The organism is Thauera terpenica 58Eu (assembly GCF_000443165.1).
GTDB lineage: Bacteria > Pseudomonadota > Gammaproteobacteria > Burkholderiales > Rhodocyclaceae > Thauera > Thauera terpenica.
In genome coordinates, this window is record NZ_ATJV01000050.1 from 1 (window position 1) to 19,959 (window position 19,959).

The window sequence follows — 19,959 nt, forward strand, 5'->3', positions numbered from 1 at the left end:
GCGCACCCCTCAAAGCCGCTGATCATGACCATCAATCAGCGAGATCATGTCGTTGGACTGCTTGATCATGAAGAATGGAATCTGCACCGCGCCTTGGGTACTTGATTTCGCAGGTTGCGCGGTGGCACTACGGCGATTCGTTTGGTTCGCCTGATGTGCCGGTCCTGCAAGGCGTTATGGCGGCTAGCGCATGGCCTGGGGTTCCCGAGCTCGTCGGGTTGCTACACCAGCCGACTATCGATGCCGATGGAAACATCATTGCCAGCGCGGGGAATCATGCCGGCATGGAGGCTTGTTTTGATCCTGCGGCATTTCCTGAATATGCGGGGACGGCGGCTGAAGCGCTGCAAGAGTTGCGGAGGCTGATCCGTGAGTTTCCATTTGCAAGTGTGCTAGACGAATCAGCGGCACTGTCGGCGATCCTCACTGCGGTTGCGCGCCCGATGCTTCCGACTGCGCCGGCCTACCTTGTCGCGGCGCATGACCTGGGGTCCGGGAAGTCTTTCCTTGCTGAGTTGTTTGCCTTGTTCGCGGGCGAAGACGAGACCATGCGGCGGTGGGCGCAGCGAGCCGAAGAACAAGACAAGTCTTTGCTTGCTGCGCTTATGGAGGCGAAGCCGTCCTGCGTATTTGACAACCTGATGCACCATTGGCAGTCACCGACGCTTGCGGCAATTCTGACCTCGCCCACTTACAGCGATCGGATATTGGGTCAGTCGGCAAGTGCAAGTGTTTCGACTCGCTGCCTTTTCATTGCGACCGGAAACAACATCAAGCCCGCAAAGGACTTGTCGCGTAGAGTGGTCACGGTTGAACTGGACGCCAAGTGTGAAAACCCCTTGCTGCGCGAGTTCTCGGGTGATCCCGTTGCCGAGGTTCGCGCTAATCGTGGGCGCTGGGTTATGTGTGCGCTGACGGTACTGCAGGCGTATTTGCAAGGTGCTGGGGTATCGGGGTTGCAGCCCGTCGCCAGCTTCGGCGAGTGGTCGCGGGTTGTCCGCGGTGCTCTAGTCGCGGCGGGCCTTCCTGATCCGGGGCGGGCGCTGGTGCGCAACGTTGAGGGCGACGACGACCGCGATCACCTGGGCCACGTCCTGCAAGTGTGGCGGGAGTGCTTCGGGGACGAGCCGTTGACGTTGCGCGACGTGCTGCAGGCGACGGGGACGGCGGCGCCGTCCTCGCCCCTGGGCGAGCTGCGGCAGTTGCTGATCGAGGTCGCAGGCGAGCGAGGCGAGATCAGCGCACAGAAGCTCGGCAACTGGGTCGGCTCCCGCGCAGGCCGAGTGGTCGAGGGTCTGCGGTTCGTCGGCTTATCTCGCACGAGAACCGGCGTCCCGTGGTCCGTGGCGAAGGTCTGACCCCTGCAAGTGTGATCCCTCGTGTGATCCTGAATCGAGGGATCACGCAGGATCACGCTTAGGATCACAGCCTAGAAGCCGCGCCGTTACTGGGTTTCAGGGCTTTCTGTGATCCTGTGATCCTACTTGGTTATGCTCGCGTATAAGAAACTGCATATATGGATATAGAGGCACTGCAGGGTATAAGCGTTCTATGGCGGCGACGCGTACATTCCGGGATCACAGGATCACACTTGCAGGTCGCGTGCCCTTGAAACCCGCGCCGTTACTGGGTTTCAGCGTTCCCGCTGGGCGTGATCCTGGGATCACGGAGGGATCACACAGGGATCACAGGGTGCCGCCGCCGCTGTTACTGCGTTACAATGTGACGCAGTAACGCAACTTGCAGGGAGGCGGGGGGCAGTGGCAAAAACAGCGGCAGAACGACAGAAGGCCTACCGGGAGCGGCGGGGGCAGGATCACAGGCTGAACCTCTACGTCACCGCCGACGCTGGCGCCGCCCTCGCCCGACTCTGCAAGCTCTGCCGCCTCCCGCAGCGGGAGATGCTCGAGCGGCTGATCCTGACCGCGGAGGCCGACCACCTGCAGACCCTGACGCCCGACAGCCAGGAATGGCTCGAATATCACGGGCAGATTGAAGCCTGGGAGCCAGAACCATGAACAACCTTCACACCTTGCAGGGGCGCCGCAACGGGGGCGCCAGCGTCGACCGTGGCGCCGTCCTCGATCACCGGCAAGCCAAAGCCCGAGCGCTTGCCGTCCTGGGCGGCGGTGACCCTCTGATCGCTTCCCGTGATGCCTTCGACGCCCTTGCCGCGCGGAATCGTGAGCTTCTGGACGGGGGCGAGGACGCGATCCGCGAAGCCCTCGCCGATCAGGTCGCCATCCTGGAAGCCGTGGTCGCAGGCTTCAGCTACCAAGCCGCGGTGGCCCGCCACAAAGACGACGCCCGACAGCTTGCCGGCGTGGCGATCCGGGCAAGCTCGACGCTTGTGCAAGTACTGGGTGCCCTGCACCGTGTTACCGAGGACCGGCGAAATGGAAACGCCATCGAAGCCGCTCCGTAAGGTCTCGTATCGAAGCCTAGAGGCTCGCCGGGAATGGAAGGCTGAAGCCGCTATGGCTGCACGGCGACGAGAGCTTGCAGAGCGTTATCCCGACATCAGCGGGCACGCTTGGTCAAACCTTGGTCCTGAGGGCTACGGCTCGATGTCGGGGGCGGGGGCAAGGGCTTTGCGCGAGTGGTTGGCAAGTGTGGAGGCTTTACTCGGTACCTGCAATGTACGTTGATGGCTGGCTGGCATTATTGGGCTTGGCTCCTTTTGACCTCAAGATCTCAGCTAGTTGCTGATAGATTGAGACATCTCCCGGCGTTCTCATATCCCCGTGCCCAAGCTCTTCTAAATCTTTATACATATCTTCATCCAATTGAATTCTACGCTCACACTCTCTAATCAGAGGCTCTCTAAACTCTATAAAAAACCTCCATATTTTATTCATTATCTCTAGAATATCTTTTGAGTCTTTAAATTTCCGCCAGGGAGCATCGTTACTCAATATAAATATTGCATCTAACACCAAAAGATCGAATTTTAAGACACACTCGTTTTTATCGCCTAGCTGAGTCCTACACGCCTTCATATACAGCTCAAAGCATTTCTCTGTCTTAGAAATGCCTTCATTGCCTTCAGACCCCTTGATGGCTTCGGTATAAAGGTAGATCTCACCCATTTTCCAATAACAATATAGAAGACCCTTTCGGGCTCCCTCTTTGTAGTACTTAAGCGCCGCATTGGTGTCCGCGCGGACACCTTCCCCCAAGTGGTGCATCTGGCCAAGACGAAGGTAGGCATCAAGGCACCCTAGGATAGCTGCCTGCTTGTACAAGCGTAGTGCCTCCTCGTAGTCTTTGAGGTAGTCACCAAAACCACCATAATGATTCTCTGCCTCTTCATAGAGGGCTCTCCAAGGCTCGGGGCTTGGTGTTACAGGGGGCTTTAGGTTGGCTAAGGCTCCGCCAGTTACGGCGGTTGGTATAAGGCCGGCGCCTTCCCCGCCTTCTTGATTGATGTCCACATCAATCGCACCAGGAGCCAATGCGATCGCGCGAACTACCTCGTTGGCAGGGGCGCTGAAAAACTCTCGATTTTCGGCAACCCTGAAGCCTTTACTTGCAAGAAGTGCATGGACGAAGGCTTCCGCCTCCGTGCAGTCTTCGAACAACTGCTCATAGACAACAATAAAAGGGGTTGGCAATCCTGTTGCCGCTGACAACTCTGCCGCACGCTCTGCAGGGCTGCGGGTGGTCTTGCCTACCTTGACCATCCCTTGCATTGCACTGTTCGCTAGTACATAAAGAAAACCCACATCACGCATAGTCAGCCCGTAGTGTCATAGTCGCCTGACACATCCTAGCTGAATGGCGCCTGTCTGAAGAGCCCAGATCAAAAAGTTTCAACAACCCGCCCGCATCTTGAAGAGGGGTGTCTGCGCGATCATTAATCTCATCGCAAATAAAGATACCCCGTCTTAGTCTATAGCTATCATCCGGGCAACAGTGATGGCTGCACCGTCCCAGTGTTCCCGGTAGGATTATGCATAGTGCGGTTCGCACTAGTGGTTCTTGGTCGGGGTACGGCTTGTCCAAATCCTGTCCAAGATTTGTCCAAAATGCTTGGACAGGCTGAACACTTAAGGTCGTCAGTCGTGCAAGGGTGTCGGCAAGCCCGTCATAGTGGCAGGTACAAAAAAGCCTAACGTTTTCAGGCGTTAGGCTTGGTTGATCACTCCCATTCGATTGTCGCCGGCGGCTTGCCCGAGATGTCGTAGACCACGCGGTTGATACCCCGCACTTCATTGATGATGCGGTTGCTGACCTTGCCCAGCAGGCTGTGCGGCAGCTCGGCCCAGTGCGCGGTCATGAAGTCTTGCGTCTGTACGGCGCGCAGTGCCACGACGTATTCGTAGGTGCGACCGTCGCCCATCACGCCTACGCTCTTCACCGGCAGGAAGACCGCGAAAGCCTGGCTGGTCTTGTCGTACCAGTCGGCGGCGCGCAGCTCGTCGATGAAGATGGCGTCGGCACGACGTAGCAGGTCGGCGAAGTCCTGGCGCACTTCGCCGAGGATGCGCACGCCCAGGCCCGGGCCGGGGAAGGGGTGGCGATAGACCATGTCGTGCGGCAGACCGAGAGCCACGCCGAGTTCGCGCACTTCGTCCTTGAACAGGTCGCGCAAGGGCTCGAGCAGCTTGAGGCCGAGCGTTTCGGGCAGGCCACCGACGTTGTGGTGGCTCTTGATGGTGTGCGCCTTCTTGTTCTTGGCGCCACCGGATTCGATCACGTCCGGATAGATCGTGCCCTGCGCCAGCCACTTGGCTTCGGTGCCGCCCACGCGCAGCTTCCTGGCTTCGGTCTGGAACACCTCGACGAACTCGCGGCCGATGATCTTGCGCTTTTGCTCGGGGTCGGTGACACCCTTGAGGTGGCCCATGAACTGATCGACAGCGTCGACATGCACCACCCTGGCGTGCAGCCGACCAGCGAACATCTCCATCACCAGCTTGCCTTCGTTCAGGCGCAGCAGGCCGTGGTCGACGAACACGCAGGTGAGCTGGTCGCCGATGGCGCGGTGGATCAGCGCCGCCGCCACCGAGGAGTCCACCCCGCCCGACAGGCCGAGGATGACTTCTTCATCGCCGACTTGCTCGCGGATGCGCTTGACGGCCTCTTCGATGTAGTCGGGCATGTTCCAGTCGTGGCCGCAGCCGCAGATGTCGTGCACGAAGCGGCCGATCATTTCCTTGCCCTTGAGGGTGTGCGTCACCTCAGGGTGGAACTGCACGCCGTAGAAGCCGCGCGTCTCGTCGGCCATCGCGGCAATCGGGGTCGATTCGTTGCTGCCGATGAGCTTGAACCCGGGCGGCAGTTCGGTGACCTTGTCGCCATGGCTCATCCACACGTCGAGCAGGCCGTGGCCTTCGGCGTTGGTTCGGTCTTCAATGCCTTCGAACAAGCGCGAGTGGCCGCGCGCGCGCATCTCGGCGTAGCCGAATTCGCGTTTGCTCGAGCCCTCGACGGCGCCGCCAAGCTGGCTGGCCATGGTCTGCATGCCGTAGCAGATGCCCAGCACCGGCACTCCCAGCTCGAACACGGCTTGCGGCGCGCGCCATTGCTCGTCCTGGTAGACCGAGTTCGGACCGCCCGACAGGATCACGCCATCGGCGCCGAAGTCGCGCACGAATTGATCGGAGACGTCGAAGGGATGCAATTCGCAGTACACCTGCTGTTCGCGCACACGGCGCGCGATGAGCTGGGAAACCTGGGAGCCGAAGTCGAGGATGAGGATTTTCTGATGAGCCATGGCGCGAACGTCTCGAGCGTCAAAAAAGGAAAGGCGGCTTGTCAGCCGCCTGGGTGGTTTGCAAAGCGTGATCAGCTGATCTGGTAGTTCGGCGCTTCCTTGGTGATCTGCACGTCGTGAACGTGCGATTCACGCATGCCGGCCGAGCTGATCTCCACGAACTGCGCGCGATCGTGCAGGGCGGGAATGTCCTCGCAGCCGAGATACCCCATCGAAGCACGCAGGCCGCCGATGAGCTGGTGAATGACGATCCCCACCGCGCCCTTGTAGGGCACACGGCCTTCGATGCCCTCGGGCACGAGCTTGTCGATGTTGCCCGAGTTGTCGTCCTGGAAGTAGCGGTCCGCCGCCCCCTTCTCCATCGCACCGAGCGAACCCATGCCGCGGTAAGCCTTGTAGGTGCGACCCTGGAACAGCACGGTCTCCCCCGGCGCTTCTTCGGTGCCGGCGAACAGTCCGCCCAACATGACGACGTTGGCGCCCGCCGCGATGGCCTTGGAAATGTCGCCCGAGAAGCGAATGCCACCATCGGCGATCATCGGCACACCCGTGCCCGCCAGCGCCTTGGCGACGTTATCGACCGCAGTGATCTGCGGCACACCGACTCCGGCGACGATACGTGTCGTGCAGATGGAGCCAGGGCCGATACCGACCTTGACACCGTCCGCGCCCATATCGACCAGGGCGCGCGCGGCCTCGGCGGTGGCGATGTTGCCGCCGACGACTTCGATCTGCGGGAAGTTCTTCTTGACCCAGTTGACGCGATCGAGCACCCCTTGCGAATGGCCATGCGCGGTGTCGACGACGATCATGTCCACCCCCGCCTCGGCCAGGCGCTCGGCGCGCTCTTCGGTCCCGGCGCCGACGCCGATCGCCGCGCCGACCCGCAGCCGACCCTGTTCGTCCTTGGCGGCGAAGGGATGCTCGGTCGCCTTCATCATGTCCTTGACGGTGATGAGGCCGCGCATCTCGCCCGCCTCATTCATCACCAGCACACGCTCGAGACGATGCACGCGCAGCAACTCGCGCGCCTCTTCAAGGGTGGCGCCCTCGCGCACCGTGACCAGCCGCGCCTGCGGCGTCATGATCTGCGAAACCGGCTGATCGAGATTGGTCTCGAAGCGTGTGTCGCGGTTGGTGACGATGCCCACGACCCTGCCACGATCGATCACGGGCACACCCGAGAAGCGATTCTCACGCTGAATGGCGATGACCTCGCCGACGGTCATTGTCGGCGGAATGGTGATCGGATCCTTCAGGATGCCGGACTCGTGCCGCTTGACCCTGTGCACCTCGGCCGCTTGTTCAGCGGGCGTGAAGTTCTTGTGCACAACACCGATTCCGCCCTCTTGCGCCAGCGCGATCGCCAGGCGGCTTTCGGTGACGGTGTCCATCGCTGCGGACACGAGCGGAATATTGAGACGGATGCGCCGGGTGACCTGGCTTTGCAGGCTCACATCGCGCGGGAGGACCGTGGAGTGGGCAGGAACAAGAAGGACGTCATCGAACGTCAGCGCCTTCTGAATCACTCGCATGGCTTATATCCTTTCGACCAAATCCGTATTATACAGACCGCTCAGGCCGCTTGTAAGCGTTGCCTTCCGGAGACCCTGATGATTCGCCCCGCTGCCCTCATGCTCGCCCTCATGCTCACGCTTCCTGCGACCGCCCAGATTTATAGCTGGACCGACAAGGAAGGAAGGGTCCACTACGCTGACTTGCCGCCACCGACGGGCGAAGTGAAAGTGCTGCGCGGCCCGACCCGGGCGGCAACCGCAGCCGCAGAGGACGAAGCCAGCGACGGTGAAGAGGGACAGACAGCGGTGGAGATCGTCGATCCACAGACCCCGTTTCGCGAACGCCGTACGGCCGAAGCGAATGCCGCAGCCAAGGCCACGGCGGACGAAGCCAAAGAGATCGAGCGTCAGCGCTTCTGTACCCAGGCACGGAGCCAGTTGGTCGCGCTCCAGTCCGGGCAACGCATCGCGCGCATGAACGCCGACGGCGAACGTGAATTCCTGGACGATGCGGCGCGCAGCGAGGAGATCGCCCGCCTGGAGCAGCAGATCGGACAGAACTGCAACTGAGCCAGCAGCGCCGGCTCCGGACTTTCCCCGTTCACCGCCAGGGCAAGGCGGCAGGACGAAATCAGCTCGAAGCAATCAGACGCTTTCTTCGACCGGCCCACCGCCCTTTTTCATGAGCTTGCCATCATCCGCGCGCTTCTTGCGCACAGCCTTGGGGTCGGCAATCAGCGGTCGGTAGATCTCCACCCGGTCGCGGTCGCGCAGCACCGTATCGGCCTTGCTCAGCTTGGCGAAGACGCCCAGCTTGTTGGCGCCATCGAGCTCGATGTCCGGAAATTTCTGCAGCAAGCCAGACGCTTCCACGGCCTGCCGCACAGTTGCCCCTTCCGGAAGGGTGACCGTGACGATCTCCTGGCGCTGCGGCAGCGCGTAGACCACTTCCACCTGAATAGCCGCTGCCATCTTCAGCCCTTTGCGTAGACCTGCCCGGCACGCTTCACGAAGGAATCGACGAAGGTGTTGGCGATGTGATTGAAGACCGGCCCCAGCACCTTTTCCAGCAGCTTGCTTGAAAACTGATAGTGCAGGCTGAACTCAACCTTGCACGCCGTCTCCCCGAGCGGGGTGAACCGCCAATGCCCATCAAGGCGGGTGAATGGCCCCTCGGTCAGGCGCAGCTTCATGTCGTTGGGCCAGCGCTTGGTGTTTTCGGTACTGAACTGCGCCTTGATGCCGTGATAGTTGATGTGGATGGTGGCCGCAGTGATGGTGTCCGTGCGCAAATGCACCTCAGTCCCGCCACACCAGGGCAGAAACTGCGGGTAGTCCTCGCAACGGTCGACGAGCTCGAACATCTGCGCGGGAGTGAATTCAATCAGAACGAGCTTCTTGACGTCGGCCATGAACAATAGGGGATAGAGCTCAACGCGAAACCGGGCAGGCGCTGTGCTGTTAAAATGCGCGATTCTACCGCATGCGGGCGAGCCCGTTTGTCGTGCATGGCGTCGGCAACACGCCACTGAAGGACTACCAAGCAATGAGCATCATCGAAAACCGCAAGGCCTTTCACGACTTCTTCATCGAGGAAAGGCACGAGGCCGGAATCATCCTTGAGGGCTGGGAGGTGAAGGCGATCCGCGCCGGACGCTCGAACATCAAGGAGGCCTATGTGATCGTGCGCGATGAAGAGCTCTTCCTCTTCGGCATGCACATCTCCCCGCTCCCAAGCGCGTCCACCCACGTCCACGCGGACCCGGTGCGCACGCGCAAGCTGCTGATGCACAAGAAAGAGATTTCACGCCTGATCGGCAAGGTGGAGCGCGCAGGCTACACCCTGGTGCCCCTCAACCTGCATTTCCTCAAAGGTCGCATCAAGCTCGAGATCGGACTCGCCAAGGGCAAGAAACAACACGACAAGCGCGAGGACGAAAAGAAGAAGGACTGGGATCGCGAGAAGCAGCGCCTGATGCGGGAAAAGGCCTGAGGCAAGGATCCGGGGGCGCTTACAACAACAGCAGACAGGCCAAGGCCACACCAATCAAGGCGAGCCAGGTCAGCACGCCGAAGCTGATCACCTGAACCGCGACCTCGCTTGCCTCGACGTCCTCTTCGACGCCAAGCAGACGATCGACACCGTGGCGGATCAGCATCGCTGACGCCCCCATGGCCAACACACCGACCACCACCGTCACCCAGACGCTACCCGACAGCACCGCGATCGAGGAAAGCCACAACGGCACCGGCGCGATCGCGGCTACCGCGTATGCGTCGTGCAGGTTGTTGCTGCCGCCCTTGGCGATCGAGGCCAGGCGTATCGAGTTCGCCAGGATGGGAACACTGAAATGCTCGGCGACAAAGAAGATGGTGGCAGCGATCAGCCAGTTTGCGAAACCGACATGGGGAAAAACCTCGGCTCCCACACCGCGCGCAGCGATCAGAATCATCAATGGCGGCAGCAGGGATAGAGGCAGCACAAGACGAAGAAAAACCTGATCCATCGGCGGACGCAGTCGTTCGACCGTATCCCAGCCTTCGTGGCTGGATATCACCATGCGGGGAAATTGCAGTACGTTCATGACCCTGTCTCCTTTCCGGGGTCGGGCCTGATTGGGCGCGACCGTTAGTAGTGACGATTTGAATTTACATCACAACATGATATTAATCCGAATTCCAAAGATTGCAAGGCCGCCTCCGCCACCTGTGGCCAGCACCACGCCTGATGGCGATAAAATGTCAGACCATGAACACTCCAGTCGATAAATCCGAATTCGAGGCCTTGGCCGACTTCCGCTACCAGTTGCGCCGCTTCATGCGCTTCTCGGAGCTGCTCACCCGGCGACACGGCATCACCAATCTACAGTACTTGCTGCTGCTTCAGATCAAGGGCTTTCCCGGACGTGACTGGGCTCTCGTCGGCGAGCTCGCCGAACGACTGCAGGCGCACCAGCACGGGGTCGTGTCCCTGGTGTCGCGCTGCGAAAAGCTGGGTCTGGTCGAACGTCGTCCGGGTCGGGAGGATCGCCGCGCGGTCGAGGTCCATCTGACCGCGACCGGCGAAAGCCTGACCGAATCGATTGCCCTGCACCATCGCGAGGAGGTCAAACTGCTCGGTGGCGTGTTCCGCGAGCTCGCCACCCACCTGCGCTGATCGCCGCGCACGGGGCGACCCGCACAGGGCGACCAGCGCAGGCTTCAGGCATCGGGCCCCTGGCCCAGACCATTCTCAACCGCGAACACCGCTGCCTGCACGCGGCTGCTCAGGTTGAGCTTGCGCAGCATGTTCTGGACGTGGATCTTGACCGTGCTCTCGGCGAGTTCGAGTGTGCGTGCAATTTCCTTGTTGCTCTGCCCACGTGCGATGAAGTGCAGCATTTCACGTTCACGCGGCGAAAGGCGGTCCGCGTCGCCCCCCTCTCCGACACTGGCCGAGGAGGTCCTGGCTGCGCCGACCCGGGCCGGCCACGACGCAGCCCCGTCCTCAGCACTCGCACGCCCCGCACCATCGCGCACACCGCTGAGCAGCTTGCCCATCATCTGCGGCGAAACGACCGACTCCCCCTGCGCTGCGGCCTTGATCGCGGCCACGAGCGCTTCGGCCTGAATATTCTTCAGCAGATAGCCACATGCACCGGCGCGCAGCGTCTCGATCAGATCGTCCGAATCCTCGGAGACAGTCAGCATCAGCACCCGCGCTTCCGGGGCCTCCTCGAGCATCAGTCGAGCGGCCTCACGCCCCGACAGACCGGGCATGTTGTTGTCCAGGAGGACGACATCGGGCCGCAGCTGGCCGGCAAGCCGGATTCCCTCGCGACCGTCACCCGCCTCGCCGATGATCTCGAAGCAGGGATAGGTCTGCAACAGGGAACGGATGCCGCTGCGGAACAAGGCATGATCATCGACCAGCAATATACGAATGTTCTTTTCTGACATCAGGTTTCCACCCTAAGTGTTCGCGGCAGCTGCAGGCGGATCTCGGTACCGCGCCCGGGCGATGAGCGTGCGGCGAACTGCCCTCCGATGCGCAGCGCGCGCTCGCGCATGATATGCAGGCCGATGTGGGCCTCATTGTCTGTTGCCTCACGTTCCTCGACGAATCCCACGCCGTCGTCGCGCACGGTCACCGCCAGACCGCCGCGGCCACGGCGCACGCTCACCGACACCGTGCTCGCGCCCGCGTGCTTGCGCACATTGGACAGCGCCTCCTGGACAATATAGAGCACCTGGGTCTCGGCCTCGGGGTCAAGCGGCGCACCATCGCCCTGCACGTCCAGATCGGTCGCCACTCCGGTTTGTTCGGCAAGCCGGCGCAGCGCCGCGGCAATGGCCGCGTCCAGATCCTGCTGCTTGACCCGGGTGCGAAAATGCACCAGTAGCTCGCGCACATCCTCGTAGCTTTCCTCGATGCCACGGCGCAGCATGTCCACGGTTGTCTGCGCATCCCCGGCGCGACCCTCGTCCAGCGCACGCTGAAGCATCTGCACCTGCAGATTGAGGAAAGCGAGCCCCTGCGCGATCGAGTCGTGCAGTTCGCGCGCGAGCAAATTGCGCTCTTCGGACACGGCCAACTCACGCTCACGCGCGTGCAGGCGCTGGTTCTCGATCGCGATGCCAAGTTGCTGGCCAAGCGTTTCCAGCACCTGGCGATCGGCGGCGTCAATCTCCTGGGCCTGGTTGAAATACAGGTTGAACACACCGAGCGCGCGCTTGTTCGACGTGATCGAGGTTGCCGACACGGTCTGGAAGCCGGCGCGCATGCAGGTATCCCGCGTCACATCGAAATTCGCGTTGCGCACGTCCAGCATCAGCGAGCGGCCGCTCCCCTGTGCAGCCTCTCCGCACACACATTCACCACAGGCCAGCACCTCCTCGCTCTCGAGGAAGTCTTCGCCCAGGCCGTCATGCACGATCATGCACAGGTTTCGTGACTCGAGGTCGAGCAGCCGCGCCGAACCTGCGCTCGCGTTCATGGCCTTCTGCACGCGCTCGAGGAAACCCTTGCACAGCGAATCGACATCATTGGGTTCGCGGAGAAAGGCAGCGACGTCATAGAGAATCTCGAGCTCGCGGTTCTTTTCCTCAAGATTGCGCGTCTTGAGTGCGACGCGCTCCTCCAGCGTGTCGTACACGTTCTGCAAGTGCACGGCCATGCGATTGAAACCTGCGGACAGCTCGCCGAACTCGTCATCCGAGAGCACTGGCACGCGCGTGTCGAAATCCTCCTGCCCCATGCGCTTGACGCCTTCGTGCAGTTCGAACACCGGCCGGACCACAGTCAGGAAAAAAAACCGCAGCAGCAAGATGGTGCCGATCACGGCAAGGGCGATGAGCAGAACCTGTGATGTGCGCAAAACGTTGGTGTTGCGCGCGTAGCTGTGTTCCATGCGCGACACGAAGTCGTTCAGCGCGCCCACGTAAGCCTGCACCGTGCCATCGAACTCTAGAGCACTTCGGTGCAGCCCAACAGGGTCAGGAGCGTTCGCAGCCTCGATCAGGATAGGCCGCAGGCGGTGCACCCACTCATCGGCGAGGTGGTCCAGCGCCTCCCGAATCCCTTCCTCGCGCGGAACGGCAAGCGGGCGCGTCGCGTCGCCGCGGCGCAAAACTCCGAGCACCTCGTCGAACTCCGCCACCCTCAGGGTCAGGTCGGCCGTAAAGGCGGCACGGTCTACGGTGTCAAGCTCGGCTCGGGCAAGACGGTGTGCAAGGCTGTAGACCCTCATCCGCAGGCTGCCGGCATCGTTGATCGCAGCCGCTGCGCCTTCGAGATGCCAGGAGATGAACAAGGTGGTGGCGATCGCGGCGAGTGCCACGAGGAAAAAGCCGAGCAACATGCCGGTGATCTTGACCGACAGACCCGAACTGCGGATGAACATGAGAACCGGTACCTTGTTGCGCATCCGCGCAAGCTAAGGACAAAAAAGCAGAAAGGCAAGACCGACAGCGTGGTAACGCCGTCGGTCCTGCCCTTCATCCCGGGCTCAAGCCGTGCGACGCTTGGTGCGCACGATCTGGTAGGCACGCCCCAGATAGTTGAAGGGCGCAGTCAGGATATGCACCAGACGGGTGAAGGGGAATACCAGGAACACCGTCATGCCGAAGAAGATGTGGGCACGGAAGATCGGGTCGACCTGATCCATCAGCTCGGGGCGCGGGCTGAACAACAGGATGCTCTTCACCCACTCGGCCAAGGCCAGCATCACCGCTGGATCACCCTTGTTGGCGTGACCAATGGAGAACGGCACCGTGATCAGACCGAGAATCAGGGTCAGCATCAGCCAGGTGATGATGAACACGTCGCTGCGCCGGCTGTTGATGCGCACGCGCGGGTTGTACATGCGTCGATACCACAGCATGCTGCCACCGATCAGGCACATCACACCAAAGATGAGACCAGCGATGATCGCGACCCACTGGTGGGCAAGATCGGAGATGCCCAAGCCCAGCCACAACGCGTGCGGCAGTACCAGCCCGGCGAAGTGGCCGAAGAAGATCATGATGATGCCGACGTGGAACAGGTTGCTGGCGATCATCATGCCGGACTTCGACAGCAACTGCGACGAGTCCGTTTTCCAGGTGTACTGCTCGTTGTCGAAGCGAATCCAGCTGCCGATCACGAACACGGTCAGCGCGATGTAGGGATAGATCCCAAAAATCAGTTTCGTCAAATACATCTTTTTCTCCTCAGGCGGCCAGGCGCGCCAGCGAGCTGTGGTTTTCGATCGCGCGAACGAGCACCGCATAGGGGCTCTGCACTTTCTCCAGATTGATCGCGAGCACGTTGAACACCTTCACCGCATCGGTCAGGAACACGCGCGCCTCGGTCTGCTCGAGTTGCGACACGAACTCCAGCATCATCGGCAGATAGTCCGGGATCTCGCGTTCGTCGTGCTGCAGCCCGTAGGACTTGTAGAACTCGGAAAGATCGATCAGGGCCGGACCGCGGTTCTTGTCGTCGCCAAACACGTGGTGCGTCAGATGCAGGCTGTGCTCGGGGGTGAGGTCAAAGGTCTTGACATACCCCCCCTCGAGCTCGGTCTGCTCCTGCGCCAGCATCCAGTCGATGAAACCGGCGATGCCGATGTGCTCGGCTTCGGAGAACACTTCATCGGTATCCACCGAACGCAGCAAACCAAGCGCCCCACCCTCCTCGGCGACTGCCGAGCGCAGGTCATCCACGATCTCGCTACCCGGATAATCGAGTAGCACCGCAAGCAGCTTGTAAGTCAGCATGATTCAGACTCCTCAGTAACGTTCGCCGGTGATGTCGTGCAGGTCGTCAGCGTGCGGTGCCAGCTTACGCGGCTCCATCGACTCCAGACGACGCTCGGGGAACAGGGAATTCGGCGAGATGCCGACCGAGGACGCGCTGCCGAAGCTGAAGCCGGCCTGGCCCTGGAAGCCGTGGTAGTCCTCGAGGCGCATTTCTTCCTTGGAGGTCGGGATGACGAAGCGGTCCTCGTAGTTCGCGATCGCCAGATAGCGATACATCTCCTTGGCCATGTCCTCGCTCATGCCCACAGCTTCGAGCGGACGCAGGTCGGCCTTACCTTCGACGTGCACCGAACGCTGGTAGGAGCGCATCGCGATCATGCGGTTGAGGGCATCGACAATCGGCTGCTCCTTGCCGGCAGTCAGCATGTTGGCGAGGTACTGCACCGGCAGGCGCATCGCCGAGGCCTTCGGAATCACGCCGTCGGATTCGGTCGGCAGCGTCTTCTGGTCGATCTGCGACTGCACCGGCGACAGCGGTGGCACGTACCAGATCATCGGCAGGGTGCGGTACTCGGGGTGCAGCGGAAATGCGATCTTCCACTGCACGGCCATCTTGTAGATCGGCGATTTTTGCGCAGCAAGGATCCAGTCGTCGGTGATGCCATCCTTCTTCGCCTGCGCGATGACCGCGGGGTCGAAGGGGTCGACGAAGATGTCAAGATGGTCCTGATACAGATCCTGAACATCGTCGGCGCTGGCTGCGGCGGAAATCTTGTCGGCGTCATACAGGATGATGCCGTTGTAGCGGATGCGCCCGACGCAGGTCTCGGAGCAGACCGTCGGCAGACCGTTCTCGACGCGCGGGTAGCAGCCCACGCACTTTTCCGCCTTCGACGACTCCCAGTTGAAGAACACCTTCTTGTAGGGGCAGCCGGAGATGCACATGCGCCAGCCGCGGCAGCGGTCCTGGTCGGCCAGCACGATGCCGTCTTCCTCGCGCTTGTACAGCGCACCCGAAGGACAGGACGCCACGCATGCCGGGTTGATGCAATGGTTGCAGATCCGCGGCAGATACATGTGGAAGGTGTTTTCGAACTGCTTGTACATCTCCTTCTCCATGTTGGAGAAGTTCTTGTCGCGGGCGCGTGAGGCGAACTCCCCGGCGAGGTCGTCCTCCCAGTTCGGCCCCCAGGTCACCTTTTCCATGCGCTCGCCGGTGATCTGCGACACCGGCCGGGCAGTGGGCGCTGCTTCGGACAAGGGCGCGTTCTGCAGCCGCGCGTAGTCGTACGTGAACGGCTCATAGTAGTCATCGATCTGCGGCAGGTTGGGGTTGGCGAAGATCTGCACGATCTTCTTGACCCGTCCGCCCGCCTTGAGCTCGAGCTTGCCATTGACCTTCTCCCAGCCGCCCTTCCACTTCTCCTGGTTCTCCCATTCCTTCGGGTAGCCGATACCAGGCTTTGACTCGACGTTGTTGAACCAGGCGTACTCAACGCCCTTGCGGTTGGTCCACACGTTCTTGCAGGTCACCGAGCAGGTGTGGCAACCAATGCACTTATCGAGGTTGAACACCATTGCAAACTGCGCACGGATTTTCATCTTGATCTCCGAATCCTTGTCTTTGTAGCGGCGCGGGCGAGTCGTCTCGCCCGCTGCCGCCCCGGGCGCCAGCAGACCTGCGTCCGCTTGCGCCCCTCGTTCGTCAGCTGCCGCTCAGCGCGGGCCGATGCCTGGCGGGTTGAGGGCAGCCTCGCGCTCCGGTGTCAGCGGACGCTCCAGCCAGTCGATGTCCTGATCCTCGATCTTGTGGATCACCACCACTTCGTCGCGCTGACACCCCACGGTGCCGTAGTAGTTGAAGCTGTAAGCCAGCTGCGCATAGCCGCCGACCATGTTGGTGGGCTTGACGATGACGCGGGTAACCGAGTTCAGGATGCCGCCACGCTTGCCGGTGGTGTTCGAGCCGGGCACGTTCACGTTCTTCTCCTGGGCGTGGTACATCAGCGCCATGCCTCGCGGCACGCGCTGCGACACCACCGCACGACACACGGTGGCGCCGTTGGCGTTGATCGCCTCGACCCAGTCGTTGTCGCGAATGCCGATGGTCGCAGCCTCTTCCTCCGACAGCCAGACGTAGGGGCCGCCACGGAACAGATTCAGCATGCGCAGGTTGTCCTGGTAGCTGGAGTGGATGCCCCACTTCGAGTGCGGCGTGATCCACGACAAGGTCAGGTGCGGCTTCTTCCTCACGCTGTCGGGCACGTTCTCGTGTGCCTTCAGGTCGATCGGCGGCTTGTAGGCGCAGAAACCCTCACCAAAGTCGAGGAACCACTCGTGATCCTGGTAGAAGTGAGCACGACCGGTCAGGGTGCGGAACGGGATGTGCTCGTGGATGTTGGTATAGCCCGCGGTGTAGGACACGGTCTCCGACTCGATGCCGGACCAGGTCGGCGCAGTGATGATCTTGCGCGGCTGGGCGACGATGTCGCGGAAGGTGATCTTCTCCTCGTGACGGCCGGCGTAAAGATGGTGGTGGTCGATGCCGGTCTTCTTCGACAGCGCGCTCCACGACTTGTGCGCCACCTCGCCGTTGGTCTCCGGCGCCATGCGCATCACCGAGTCACAGACGTAGATGTCCTCCTCGAGTGAGGGCATGCCCTTGGAGACACCTTCGACCTGCACCGGGTAGTTGCACTTCTTGAGCTCTTCGTACTCCTGGGTGGTATCCCAGTCGATGCCCTTGATGTTGTTCCCCAGCTCAACCATGAGCGGGCCAAGCGCGATGTACTTGTTGTAGGTCTGGGCGAAATCGCGCTCGACGAGCTTGAGCATCGGCATCGTCTTGCCCGGAATCGGCTCGCACTCGCCGTGCTTCCAGTCCTTGCCCACACCCATCGGGGTGGCCAGTTCCGTCGGCGAGTCGTGCTGCATCGGCAGTGCGACGACGTCCTTGCGCACGCCCAGGTGCTTGGCCGAGAGACTGCTGAATGCCGCCGCCAGGGTGCGGAAGATCTGCCAGTCGGACTTCGACTCCCAGCCTGGGGTCACCGCCTCACCCAGCGGGTGGATGAAGGGGTGCATGTCGGTGGTGTTGAGGTCGTTCTTCTCGTACCAGGTCGCGGTCGGCAGGATGATGTCCGAATAGGCGCCGGTCGAGTTGAGGCGGAAGTTGATATCCACCATCAGGTCGAGCTTGCCGGTCGGGCCGTTCTCGTGCCACTTGACCTCCTTGCAGTTGTTGCCGGCGCCGCCTTCCTGCATCACACCGTTCTGCGCACCCAGCAGGTGCTTGAGGAAGTACTCGTGCCCCTTGGCCGATGAGCCGATCAGGTTCGCGCGCCACACGATCAGGTTGCGCGGCCAGTTTTCCTCGGCGTCCGGGTCGGCAAAGGACACATCGAGCGCTCCCGACTTGAGCTGGTCGACCACGTACTTCGACACCCCCGCCTCGTCCGTCGCGCCTGCACGGGCGGCTTCCTCGGCGAGCTCGATCGGGTTGCGGTTGAAGTGCGGTGCCGACGGCAGCCAGCCCATGCGTGTTGCCTTGACGTTATAGTCGGCAAGCGACAGGCCCTTGTTGCGGTTGGGCCCGGCCGGCGACAACAGCGCGTCGGCGTCGATGGTCTCGTAGCGCCACTGGTCGGTATGGAAATACCAGAACGAGGTCGAGTTCATGTGACGCGGCGGACGCTGCCAGTCAAGCGCGAAGGCGATCGGTGCCCAGCCCGCCTGCGGACGCAGCTTTTCCTGACCCACGTAGTGCGCCCAGCCGCCGCCGGTCTGACCGACACAGCCGCACATGTGCAGCAGGTTCATGATCGCGCGGTAGGCGAGGTCGTTGTGGTACCAGTGGTTGATCGCCGCCCCCATGATCACCATCGACTTGCCACGGGTCTTGGAGGCGTTGTCGGCAAACTCGCGGCCCGTACGCTCAAGGTCGGCCGCCTTCACACCGGTCTGCTTCGCAGCCCAGGCCGGGGTGTAGGCGACGCTGGCGTCGTCGTAGGACTTCGCCACGTTGCCGCCACCGAGACCACGGTCGATGCCGTACTGCGCGATCTGCATGTCGAACACCGAGGTCACGAACACCTCTTCGCCGCTGGCGAGCTTCAGGCGACGCACCGGCACATTGCGGTACAGCAGCGCCTTCTCACCGGGCACGAAGTGCGGGAAGCCGACGGAGACGACTTCGTCACGACTGTCGATGCAGGTCAACTCCGCCTCGGTCTCGGCCTGCGCTTCGCCGGCCTGCTCGAGCAGGTTCCATTTGCCCTCCTCACCCCAGCGGAAACCGATCGTGCCGTTGGGCGCGATGAAGCGACCGCTCTTGCGATCAAAGACGATGGTCTTCCACTCGGGGTTGTTGGCTTCGCCAAGGTTGCTGTCGAAGTCGGAGGCACGCAGGTTGCGGTCGGAGACGTAGCCTTCGCCGTGCTGGCGCAGCAGCACCTGCATCGGCAGGTCGGTGTACTTGCGCGCGTACTCGGTGAAGTACGGGTCCTGCCGGTCGATGAAGAATTCCTTCAGCGCGACATGGCCCATGGCAAGGAAGGCCGCGGCGTCGGTGCCCTGCTTGACCGGCATCCACAGATCGGCAAATTTGACGTACTCGGCATAGTCCGGCGCCATCGACACGATCTTCGTGCCCTTGTAACGCACCTCAGTGGCAAAGTGGGCGTCCGGCGTACGCGTCATCGGCAGGTTGGCGCCGGTGATGATCAGATAGGTCGAGTTGTACCAGTCAGCCGCTTCCGGCACGTCGGTCTGCTCACCCCAGGTCTGCGGCGAAGCAGCCGGCAGATCGCAGTACCAGTCGTAGAACGAGCCACAGACGCCGCCGATCAGCGACAGATAGCGCGAGCCCGCCGCATACGAGATCATCGACATCGCCGGAATCGGCGAGAAGCCATAGATGCGGTCCGGACCCCACTTCTTGATCGTATAGACGTTGGCCGCGGCGATGATTTCCGTGACCTCTTCCCAATTCGTGCGCACGAAACCACCCAGGCCACGCACTGCCACATAGCGCTTGCGCTTGGCTGGATCCTTCTGGATCGCCTCCCAGGCTTCAACCGGATCACGACCAGCCTTGCGCTCGGCGCGGTAGAGCTCGAGCAGGCGGCCACGAATCATCGGGTACTTGATGCGGTGCGGCGAATACAGGTACCACGAGAACGAGGCACCCCGCTGACAGCCGCGCGGCTCGTGGTTCGGCAGATCCTCGCGGGTGCGCGGGTAGTCGGTCTGCTGCATCTCGAACGAGACCAGGCCGTTCTTGACGAAGATCCTCCACGAACAGCCGCCCGTGCAGTTAACACCGTGGGTGGATCGCACCACCTTGTCGTGACGCCACCGGTTGCGGTAAGCATCCTCCCAGTTGCGGTCCTCGTTGGTGACGATGCCGTGCCCGTTCGAGAAGGTTTCCTTGACCTTATCGAAGAATCTCAGGCGATCGAGAAAATGACTCATGGTTTGCTCCTGTCAAGTCGTCGCTTCGTT

18 protein-coding genes are annotated in these 19,959 nt (G+C 61.6%); 6 read left to right on the top strand and 12 right to left on the bottom strand.

From position 1 onward, the window contains the following. Positions 1 to 74 precede the first annotated feature (74 nt). From M622_RS28980 to M622_RS28990, 3 genes are all read left to right on the top strand, one after another. Positions 75 to 1,358, top strand: coding sequence for a hypothetical protein (locus M622_RS28980; protein WP_157281999.1), 1,284 nt, complete (start codon positions 75 to 77; stop codon positions 1,356 to 1,358). 402 nt (positions 1,359 to 1,760) lie between these two features. Continuing rightward, positions 1,761 to 2,018 carry a RepB family protein gene (locus tag M622_RS28985; protein WP_021249140.1) on the top strand — a complete coding sequence of 86 codons (258 nt, stop codon included), beginning with the start codon at positions 1,761 to 1,763 and terminating at the stop codon, positions 2,016 to 2,018. Further along, positions 2,015 to 2,425 carry a hypothetical protein gene (locus M622_RS28990; protein ID WP_021249141.1) on the top strand — a complete coding sequence of 137 codons (411 nt, stop codon included), beginning with the start codon at positions 2,015 to 2,017 and terminating at the stop codon, positions 2,423 to 2,425. The genes M622_RS28985 and M622_RS28990 overlap by 4 nt, the downstream gene beginning before the upstream one ends. Before the next feature lie 196 nt (positions 2,426 to 2,621). Here the strand turns inward: M622_RS28990 and M622_RS39340 are convergent, their stop codons facing one another. The 3 genes from M622_RS39340 to guaB form a co-directional block, all read right to left on the bottom strand. Further along, on the bottom strand, positions 2,622 to 3,734 hold the full coding sequence (locus M622_RS39340; RefSeq protein WP_084520719.1) for a GIY-YIG nuclease family protein: 1,113 nt from the start codon (positions 3,732 to 3,734) through the stop codon (positions 2,622 to 2,624). Between the two features lie 407 nt (positions 3,735 to 4,141). Next, positions 4,142 to 5,719 carry a glutamine-hydrolyzing GMP synthase gene (gene guaA, locus M622_RS28995; protein ID WP_021249143.1) on the bottom strand — a complete coding sequence of 526 codons (1,578 nt, stop codon included), beginning with the start codon at positions 5,717 to 5,719 and terminating at the stop codon, positions 4,142 to 4,144. Positions 5,720 to 5,790: 71 nt separating this feature from the next. Then, on the bottom strand, positions 5,791 to 7,254 hold the full coding sequence (gene guaB / locus M622_RS29000) for an IMP dehydrogenase (RefSeq protein WP_021249144.1): 1,464 nt from the start codon (positions 7,252 to 7,254) through the stop codon (positions 5,791 to 5,793). Between the two features lie 78 nt (positions 7,255 to 7,332). On the opposite strand from guaB, the gene M622_RS29005 reads away from it, so the two are divergent. Further along, complete coding sequence (locus M622_RS29005; RefSeq protein ID WP_021249145.1) at positions 7,333 to 7,806, top strand: DUF4124 domain-containing protein; 474 nt, start codon at positions 7,333 to 7,335, stop codon at positions 7,804 to 7,806. A 75-nt stretch (positions 7,807 to 7,881) separates the two neighbouring features. Here M622_RS29005 and M622_RS29010 read toward each other — a convergent pair whose 3' ends face one another. Further along, a complete protein-coding gene (locus M622_RS29010) occupies positions 7,882 to 8,208 on the bottom strand; it encodes an RnfH family protein (RefSeq protein WP_021249146.1) in 327 nt (108 codons plus the stop codon). Positions 8,209 to 8,210: 2 nt separating this feature from the next. After that, on the bottom strand, positions 8,211 to 8,648 hold the full coding sequence (locus M622_RS29015) for a type II toxin-antitoxin system RatA family toxin (RefSeq protein WP_021249147.1): 438 nt from the start codon (positions 8,646 to 8,648) through the stop codon (positions 8,211 to 8,213). 134 nt (positions 8,649 to 8,782) lie between these two features. Between M622_RS29015 and smpB the strand changes: the two genes are divergently transcribed. Beyond that, a complete protein-coding gene (gene smpB, locus M622_RS29020; protein WP_031346760.1) occupies positions 8,783 to 9,229 on the top strand; it encodes an SsrA-binding protein SmpB in 447 nt (148 codons plus the stop codon). Between the two features lie 19 nt (positions 9,230 to 9,248). Here the strand turns inward: smpB and M622_RS29025 are convergent, their stop codons facing one another. Continuing rightward, positions 9,249 to 9,821, bottom strand: a complete 573-nt coding sequence (locus M622_RS29025; RefSeq protein WP_021249149.1) for a YIP1 family protein — start codon at positions 9,819 to 9,821, stop codon at positions 9,249 to 9,251. Between the two features lie 164 nt (positions 9,822 to 9,985). On the opposite strand from M622_RS29025, the gene M622_RS29030 reads away from it, so the two are divergent. Continuing rightward, positions 9,986 to 10,393: a MarR family winged helix-turn-helix transcriptional regulator gene (locus tag M622_RS29030; RefSeq protein ID WP_021249150.1), complete on the top strand. Its 408-nt coding sequence runs from the start codon at positions 9,986 to 9,988 to the stop codon at positions 10,391 to 10,393. Between the two features lie 44 nt (positions 10,394 to 10,437). Here the strand turns inward: M622_RS29030 and M622_RS29035 are convergent, their stop codons facing one another. The 6 genes from M622_RS29035 to M622_RS29060 form a co-directional block, all read right to left on the bottom strand. Next, positions 10,438 to 11,175 (bottom strand): response regulator, encoded by a 738-nt coding sequence (locus M622_RS29035; RefSeq protein ID WP_021249151.1) that lies wholly within the window; start codon positions 11,173 to 11,175, stop codon positions 10,438 to 10,440. After that, positions 11,175 to 13,118 (bottom strand): type IV pili methyl-accepting chemotaxis transducer N-terminal domain-containing protein, encoded by a 1,944-nt coding sequence (locus M622_RS29040; protein ID WP_031346762.1) that lies wholly within the window; start codon positions 13,116 to 13,118, stop codon positions 11,175 to 11,177. Before M622_RS29040 ends, M622_RS29035 begins: the two co-directional genes overlap by 1 nt. A gap of 105 nt (positions 13,119 to 13,223) precedes the next feature. Further along, positions 13,224 to 13,916 (bottom strand): respiratory nitrate reductase subunit gamma, encoded by a 693-nt coding sequence (gene narI / locus M622_RS29045; RefSeq protein ID WP_021249153.1) that lies wholly within the window; start codon positions 13,914 to 13,916, stop codon positions 13,224 to 13,226. A gap of 10 nt (positions 13,917 to 13,926) precedes the next feature. Then, a complete protein-coding gene (gene narJ, locus M622_RS29050) occupies positions 13,927 to 14,475 on the bottom strand; it encodes a nitrate reductase molybdenum cofactor assembly chaperone (RefSeq protein ID WP_021249154.1) in 549 nt (182 codons plus the stop codon). Between the two features lie 12 nt (positions 14,476 to 14,487). Beyond that, entirely contained in the window at positions 14,488 to 16,059 is a 1,572-nt protein-coding gene (gene narH, locus M622_RS29055) for a nitrate reductase subunit beta (protein ID WP_021249155.1), read from the bottom strand. A gap of 114 nt (positions 16,060 to 16,173) precedes the next feature. Then, positions 16,174 to 19,929 carry a nitrate reductase subunit alpha gene (locus M622_RS29060; protein ID WP_021249156.1) on the bottom strand — a complete coding sequence of 1,252 codons (3,756 nt, stop codon included), beginning with the start codon at positions 19,927 to 19,929 and terminating at the stop codon, positions 16,174 to 16,176. Positions 19,930 to 19,959: the final 30 nt, after the last annotated feature.